This window comes from Lyngbya sp. CCY1209 (genome assembly GCF_035615495.1).
Taxonomy (GTDB): domain Bacteria; phylum Cyanobacteriota; class Cyanobacteriia; order Cyanobacteriales; family Microcoleaceae; genus Limnospira.
This window is the reverse complement of sequence record NZ_JAJENU010000280.1, coordinates 1-2,836: the sequence shown is the minus strand read 5'-3', so window position 1 is coordinate 2,836 and position 2,836 is coordinate 1. Positions and strand designations below refer to the sequence as shown.

General features: G+C 54.0%; 5 protein-coding genes. 4 read left to right on the top strand and 1 reads right to left on the bottom strand.

What is annotated here, in order from left to right:
- On the bottom strand, positions 1-726 hold a 726-nt coding region (locus tag LKE08_RS08310), incomplete at its 3' end, for a transposase (RefSeq protein WP_324703750.1).
- 59 nt (positions 727-785) lie between these two features.
- On the opposite strand from LKE08_RS08310, the gene LKE08_RS08305 reads away from it, so the two are divergent.
- The 4 genes from LKE08_RS08305 to LKE08_RS08290 all read left to right on the top strand — a co-directional run bounded on the left by LKE08_RS08305 (position 786) and on the right by LKE08_RS08290 (position 2,385).
- Positions 786-950, top strand: a complete 165-nt coding sequence (locus tag LKE08_RS08305) for a microcyclamide/patellamide family RiPP (RefSeq protein WP_324703749.1) — start codon at positions 786-788, stop codon at positions 948-950.
- Positions 951-1,135: 185 nt separating this feature from the next.
- The gene (locus LKE08_RS08300; protein WP_324703748.1) at positions 1,136-1,360 is read left to right on the top strand and encodes a cyanobactin biosynthesis system PatB/AcyB/McaB family protein; all 225 of its coding nucleotides are present in this window, start codon (positions 1,136-1,138) and stop codon (positions 1,358-1,360) included.
- 53 nt (positions 1,361-1,413) lie between these two features.
- Positions 1,414-2,106, top strand: coding sequence for a cyanobactin biosynthesis PatC/TenC/TruC family protein (locus LKE08_RS08295; protein WP_324703747.1), 693 nt, complete (start codon positions 1,414-1,416; stop codon positions 2,104-2,106).
- 108 nt (positions 2,107-2,214) lie between these two features.
- On the top strand, positions 2,215-2,385 hold the full coding sequence (locus tag LKE08_RS08290) for a DUF5837 family cyanobactin class RiPP (protein WP_324703746.1): 171 nt from the start codon (positions 2,215-2,217) through the stop codon (positions 2,383-2,385).
- Positions 2,386-2,836: the final 451 nt, after the last annotated feature.

Here is a 2,836-nt window from a genome sequence, read left to right as displayed (position 1 = left end):
CTGGCACCCTGGTGGGGAGACGGGGGAGACTGGGGGACGGGGAGAATTATTGATTCTCACCCCCTCACCCCCTCTCCCCCTCGCCCCCTCTCCTTTCCCCCGACCCGACCCCTCGGTTTTCATCCCGGCTAATAACCGAGAGCCCCAATGACACTTTTTCGCGGGTTTACTTTTGGGTTTGTAGCGGTTGCAAAATCCCCGATATTTTCGAGCGCAATCCTCCAAAGTTGCCCCCAACTGCAAAAAAGCCGGATGCCACTGGGTCAAGCCATCATCGGTGAGTTTTTCATAACTGCCGTAGTTGCTGAACTCATAGAAAAAGGTCGATCGCATTTTCGCCGCTTTGGGATTGCCGTGGATGTAGCGCAGGGTATTCAATGCCCGGTCTTTGTCGCTGGCCGGAAACCCCTCGGCGAAGTAGCGCTTTTCCCAAAAGTGTCCCGTGCGGTTGAGCATTCGGTTAAAGCACATCGCCGTATACCAATTGAGAAAGTGCATGATTTTCGGCAAATCTTGCGGCTGTTTCGGTTCGATGAGGTAATGGACGTGATTGCTCATAATGCACAGGGCGTAAAGTCGGAAATTAAACTTGTTCAACGCCCGTTTGATGGCATACAGAAACACCTCCCGACAGGCTCGACGACTCAGCTTAAACTCGCGATTGTTGCACCGCGTTGTGATGTGGTAGGCATATCCGGGTTGTAAATTTCTCTGTCGTTTCGGCATCGCTATTGTTGAGGCGTTTACTGACACTTACATCTAACAGAAAAAAGGAGATCATTACCATGAACAAATCCACGAATAAAAAAGCGATCGCACCCACCCCCACCCGGCCCATCGATCGCATCCACTCCGGCCAACCCAGTGCCGACGCCAACCCCAGCGTTGTCGCCAGTGAATTCGGTTTGCGATCGCAATCTCTCGCCTCCTACGACGGCGACGAGGAATAAAATTTATAGCAACGAGCGATCGCCTGGTTACAGTTGAAATGGAGTCAGAACAAGAGGCTTAAGCCCCTTGTTTCCCGACTCCCGACTCCCGACTCCCGGGCGCAGCGCTATAGGGGACGGGGAGACGATGACCCCCGAGGGTCGCGCTCCCGGTTCCATTCTGCAAACCTTACCTAAAAAAAACAATGGCATTTCCCAAACAAGCCGCCCCCGTCAAACGACCCCATTTCACCCAACCGGCCCTCGCCGTGGATGTGGAAAACGGCAGTATCGACAGTTTGGTACACATTCGCATGGACTTATTGCACGGCGCCAACTACAACGACCCGGCGGTATTTGCCCCGCGCAGCTACGACCGGGTCATGAATTCCGGTTGGAGTGGCTTTGGGGGCATCGGGCGCCATTTCTAAAGCGTCAACGACTTCCTCCCGACTTGTAAGCACTTACGGAAACATCCACCACCATGACAGAACAGACCGAAACCCTCTGGCAAATCGGCCACCCCGGTAAAGCGGGAAAAGAATTTGTACAGGCGGGTGGTTGGCAAGCTGAATTTACCTACACCGTGGGGGCAGATGCCGATCCCATCCGCGCCCCCAAACTGCCGCCGCTGTTGCTGGTTCCCGGCCGGCCCAACAAGCCCAAACGCGGCCGCAAACAGTGGTTTGCCACCGACAAACTAAATATTTGCTTCACCCTGGCTCAGAGCTACGGCCCCGGAGATCTGACCCTGTTTTACGACTTTTTCGGCTCGGAAACAGACACGCTCCTGCTCGACGGGCAACCCCTGGCGGAAATTGCGGGGGTGGGGGAAGGCAAACTCAAGCAAAACCAAATCCCCCTGCCGGCGTTGGAAGCCGGGGAACACACCCTGACCCTGACCACCGCCGGGGGAGCCGGGGACGGCGCCCACTGGATTGACTATTTCAAACTCGAAGGAGCGACGGTTCCTCAACCTGTCCCACAACCCACTCAGACAATGGCAAAGAAAAAATCCGCACCCCAACCCGAAGAAACCGCACCCCAGAAGTCCTACATCCCCACCACCATGACGGGACTACAGGATTATTCCTACTGGTGGCGCTATGCCCGGGAGCACGCCAAAACCGCCGAACCCAATAGCAAAGCCTTCCGCCGGGGGCGGATTTGGGCGTAACAAGTCAGAAGTCAAAAGTCAAAAGTCAAAAGTCAAAAGTCAAAAATTAAGAGGCTTTAAAGGCTTTTTGATTAGAGACTCGTAAACCTAACAAATGAGGAAACTACAATGAACCAGAAAAACATCTCTCCCAACCCCCAGCAGCCCGTCGATCGCGTTCCGGCGGGTCAACTGCCCACCGCTCTGGCCGAACTGAGCGAAGAAGCGATCGCCACCCAGGCTCTCCCCCATGAATGGTATCATCCCAATACTTGTTCCCATGACGGGGACGACGAGTAGTCGAAATCAGAGTCCAGTAGGGTGGGTTAGGCGCCGCAGTCATGTTTCAGAAAAACCCACAATTTTTCATCGGCGCCGTAACCCACCATTTCCTTTCTAATCGATAGTCATTTTTTTGTGGTGTTATGACACACCTTAAACGGTGGGTTACGGCGGATTTCTAGATGGCTTTCACATGGGTTGAAGCCGCCCAACCCACCCTACGCCAAAGCACTTGGCCCACAGTCAAAAGTAGGGTGCGTCAATGAAATGTCAACACCGCCTCGGCCACAAAAATGACAGTCAAAAGTAGGGTGCGTTAATGAAATGTAACGCACCGCCTCGGCCCACAGTTGGCGGTGGGTTACGCTGGCGCTAACCCACCCTACTAGACCGTTTCGGCTACAACTGTGCATTAGATTTCCTTCGTTGTTGCGCTTTAGCGCTAAAGCGCAACAACGAACCGAGTTTT

What these genes read in the sequence shown, in the direction of transcription:
- LKE08_RS08305 (WP_324703749.1), top strand. Translation starts at nt 786, where the DNA reads ATGAACAAATCCACGAATAAAAAAGCGATCGCACCCACCCCCACCCGG.
- LKE08_RS08300 (WP_324703748.1), top strand. Translation starts at nt 1,136, where the DNA reads ATGGCATTTCCCAAACAAGCCGCCCCCGTCAAACGACCCCATTTCACC.
- LKE08_RS08295 (WP_324703747.1), top strand. Translation starts at nt 1,414, where the DNA reads ATGACAGAACAGACCGAAACCCTCTGGCAAATCGGCCACCCCGGTAAA.
- LKE08_RS08290 (WP_324703746.1), top strand. Translation starts at nt 2,215, where the DNA reads ATGAACCAGAAAAACATCTCTCCCAACCCCCAGCAGCCCGTCGATCGC.